4 protein-coding genes are annotated in these 4243 nt (G+C 32.2%); all 4 read left to right on the plus strand.

What is annotated here, in order from left to right; translation table 11 throughout:
- Nucleotides 1–72: 72 nt before the first annotated feature.
- Nucleotides 73–801 (plus strand): 4Fe-4S binding protein, encoded by a 729-nt coding sequence (locus ACI3VO_RS07705; protein ID WP_439757351.1) that lies wholly within the window; start codon nucleotides 73–75, stop codon nucleotides 799–801.
- Nucleotides 801–2420: an amidohydrolase gene (locus ACI3VO_RS07710; protein ID WP_439757352.1), complete on the plus strand. Its 1620-nt coding sequence runs from the start codon at nucleotides 801–803 to the stop codon at nucleotides 2418–2420. Before ACI3VO_RS07705 ends, ACI3VO_RS07710 begins: the two co-directional genes overlap by 1 nt.
- A 183-nt stretch (nucleotides 2421–2603) precedes the next feature.
- Nucleotides 2604–3527: a carbon-nitrogen hydrolase family protein gene (locus ACI3VO_RS07715; RefSeq protein ID WP_439757353.1), complete on the plus strand. Its 924-nt coding sequence runs from the start codon at nucleotides 2604–2606 to the stop codon at nucleotides 3525–3527.
- 183 nt (nucleotides 3528–3710) lie between these two features.
- The coding region (locus ACI3VO_RS07720; protein WP_439757354.1) for an aspartate/glutamate racemase family protein at nucleotides 3711–4243 on the plus strand (533 nt) is incomplete at its 3' end.

A 4243-nucleotide genomic window follows, 5' to 3' on the forward strand; every position in this document is an offset into this window, starting at 1 on the left:
TTATTCTTGTAAATTCAACAAATTATTTAATTCGCAAGAGTCTAAAATATTATTAGATAGGGGGGGAACGAGATGAGCAATATAAAAGCAAATAGAACCTTTACAATTTGGAGAAAATATGGCTGGTTACTTACTATTGTTATTGCATTTGGAGGATTGTATGAACACAAATTAGGATTAATAGTGCCTTTTTTTGTTATGCTAGGACTTATGATTACATCTGTGTTTAATGGCAGATTTTGGTGTGGAAATGTATGTCCACATGGAAGCTTGTACGATAGTGTTTTATTAAGATTCTCTAAAAATGAAGATATACCTAAATCTTTGAGAAATAAGGGTGTTATAATAGCAGTATTTATTTTATTTGCAATTGTATTGGGAACAAGAGTATATAAAGTATTTAGTAATTTTTCTGGACTAGATTTATTGGATAAATTTGGTTTTATATTTGTTACTACTTATCTTGTAGTATTGTTAGTCAGTACACCTTTGGCATTATTTATAGCACCTAGAACTTGGTGTCAATTTTGCCCGATGGGGACTATACAAAAATTATTTGGAAAATTAGGTCAAAACATAGGTATATCAAAAAATACAAATAAAAAATTAACTATCTTAGATAAGGATAAATGTATAAAATGTAAAAAATGTGCAAAGGTATGTCCTATGCAGCTACAGCCTTATTTAGAGTTCAATGAACAAAATCAATTTGACAATGAAAACTGTATAAAATGTAATACTTGTGTCAATAATTGTCCTAAAAAAATACTTACAATAAAGAGCTTGAAGGGGGAAAGATAATGAGAAAAATATATATTAATGGTACTGTTTACACAGTAACTAATGGGAATGCAGAGGCTTTTGTTGAAGAAAATGGAAAATTTATATATGTTGGTAGCACTGAAGAAGCACTTACATATAAGGAAGCAGACAGTGAAGTAATCGATTTAGCTGGAAAATTTGTAACAGCTGGATTTAACGATTCACATACACATGTTTTAGAAATTGGTGACTTCCTTCAAATGGTACAACTATCTAAATGTACTGGTTCTATAGAAGAAATGAAGGAAGGAATCAGACAATTCATAGCAGAAAGAGATTTTAAAGAAAATGAATGGGTTAGAGGTAGAGGATGGAATAATGACTTTTTCACAGATGAAAATAGATTCCCAACTAGATACGATTTAGATGAAGTATCTACTACTCAACCAATATGCATAATCCGTGCATGTGGTCACGTTTGTATTGTAAACTCTAAAGGTCTAGAATTAATCGGTATAACTAAGGATTCACCACAGGTAGAAGGTGGACAATTTGACGTAGATGAAAACGGAGAACCTCTAGGAATATTCAGAGAAAATGCACTTGAACTTGTATACAGTAAAGCACTTAATCCAGATAAAGAAGGATTAAAAACAATGCTAGAGGATGCTTGTAAATTCTTAAATACATTCGGTGTGACATCAGCACAAACAGACGATTTTATTGCATTTCCAGGTGTAGATTATGAAGTATTAATATCTGCATTTAAGGAACTTGAACAAGAAGGTAAATTAACAGTAAAAATCAACGAACAATCTCAATTAGTAAATATGGAATTACTAAAAGGGTTTATAGAAAAAGGATATAAAACTGGTGTAGGTACAGACCACTTCAAAATAGGACCACTAAAATTATTAGCAGATGGATCTCTAGGAGCTAGAACTGCATCTTTATGTGAACCTTATGAAGATGACAAGAGCACTTGTGGTATACCAATATACACTCAAGAACAATTCGATGAAATGATAGAATACGCTCACAAAAATGGAATGCATGTAGTAGTTCACTGTATAGGTGACAAGCCAATGTACATGGTAATCGAAGCTATAGAAAAAGCTCTTAAAAAATACCCTAAAGAAGATCACCGTCACGGTATAGTTCACTGCCAAATAACTACAAGAGAGCTACTAGACAAATTTAGAGACCTTAAATTACACGCATACATACAAACTATATTCCTAGACTACGATATAACTATAGTAGAAGACAGAATAGGAAAAGAAAGAGCAAAATATACATACAACTTCAAGACAATGCTAGATGAAGGTGTAATCGCAAGTAATGGTTCTGACTCTCCAGTTGAATTACCAGATGTAATGAAGGGTATCCAATGCGCTGTTACTAGAAAGAGCCTAGATGGTAAATATGGACCATTCCTACCAGAACAAGCATTAAGCGTTGAAGAAGCAATCAAAACTTACACTATATTAGGTGCTTATGGTTCATTTGAAGAAGATGTCAAAGGAAGCATAGAAGCTGGTAAGGTTGCAGACTTTGTTGTTCTTGGACAAAATCCATTTGAAGTAGACCCAAGCACATTAAAAGATGTACCTATACTTGCTACTTACCTTGATGGTGAATGCGTATTTAGTAAATAGTAAAAATTATATTTTAAATATATTTTGATAGAAAATCGCAGGTTATTTCCTGCGATTTTTACTTTAATAAAAATTTTGTGCAATATTATAGATTTTTGGCAGTTGATACATTAAAATTTAAAATAAGATAGTTTGAAAATTTATATTCAAGCAAAAAAATATTTTATATTAAGAGGTGTATATATGAAGGATTTAAAAGATATTTGTAAAATTGCACTAGTTCAAGCTGCACCAGTTATGTTTGATAAAAAATTAGGCGTTGAAAAAACTGTAAAGCTTATCGAAGAAGCAGCAGAAAAAAACGTTGATTTAATCGTATTTCCAGAGCTATTTATTCCAGGATATCCATATGGAATGACTTATGGATTTACAGTAGGAAGCAGAAATGAAAAAGGTCGTGAAGACTGGAAGGTTTACTACGACAATTCTATAGTAATACCAGGTGAAGAAACTGATATATTAGGTAAGGCTGCAAAGGCTGCACATGCATATGTAAGTATAGGTGTATCTGAACGTGATTTAACTACAGGAACACTTTATAATTCAAATATATTCTTCTCACCAGAGGGAGAATTAGTAGGTGTACATAGAAAGCTTAAACCAACTGGCTCAGAACGTGTTGTTTGGGGAGATGCAAACAAGGGATACTTCCCTGTTGTAGATACTCCTTGGGGTAACATGGGAAGCTTAATCTGCTGGGAAAGCTACATGCCACTTGCTAGAGTTGCACTTTATGATAAGGGAGTTACTCTTTATATTTCTCCAAATACTAACGACAACCCAGAATGGCAAGCGACTATACAACATATAGCTATAGAAGGTCATTGCTATTTCATAAATTCTGATATGTATTTCACAAAAGATATGTATCCAAAGGATTTAAATTGCCAAGATGAAATAGACAAATTATCTGATATAGTTTGCCGTGGTGGTAGCTGTATAATAGATCCATATGGACATTATGTTACAGAGCCTGTATGGGACAAAGAAGAAATCATCTATGCAGATTTAGACATGCAAAAGGTTCCTATGAGTCGTATGGAATTAGACGCTTGCGGACATTATGCTAGACCTGATGTATTAGAGCTTATAGTTCATGAAAAATAATTTAGTATAAATTTTAAAATATAGTAGCTAATTTTATTATTGATATAAAAATACTCATATGTAAGTAAATTTAATGCTTATGTATGGGTATTTTTTCTTATTCATATTTGGTTAACATAATTATATATAATGTAGTTATAATGAATGGGTTTATATATAATTAAGAATGAGGGGGTTGCCAGTGTGAAAAAAATAGGTATTATAGGTGGTATGGGACCAAAGGCGACATGTGATTTAATGCAAAAGATTATAATGTCTACAGATGCACAAAATGATCAAGATCATATACATGTATTTGTAGATTGCAATACTAATATACCAGATAGAACAAAAGCTATATTTGGCGAAGGTGAAAGTCCAGTCCCAGAGCTAATTAAAAGTGGAAAACGTCTACAATCTATGGGGGCAGATTTGCTTGTGATGTCGTGTAATACAGCTCATTATTTTTACGATGAATTGGTTGAATGTTTAGATATCCCTCTTTTGAATATGCCAGATGAAACAGCTATTTATTTGAAAGATATGGGTATTAAGAAAGTAGGAGTACTTGCAACTGACGGTACTATCGAAAGTGGTGTTTATGAAAAAGCGTTGAAAAAACAAGATATAAACACAGTTTATCCTTCTAGTGAAAATCAAAAATTTATTATGGAATTGATATACGATTACATAAAATCTGGATGCGATGATTACGACGATTCTAGATTGAAGAATAT

The organism is Intestinibacter sp., assembly GCF_051866655.1.
Lineage (GTDB): Bacteria > Bacillota > Clostridia > Peptostreptococcales > Peptostreptococcaceae > Intestinibacter.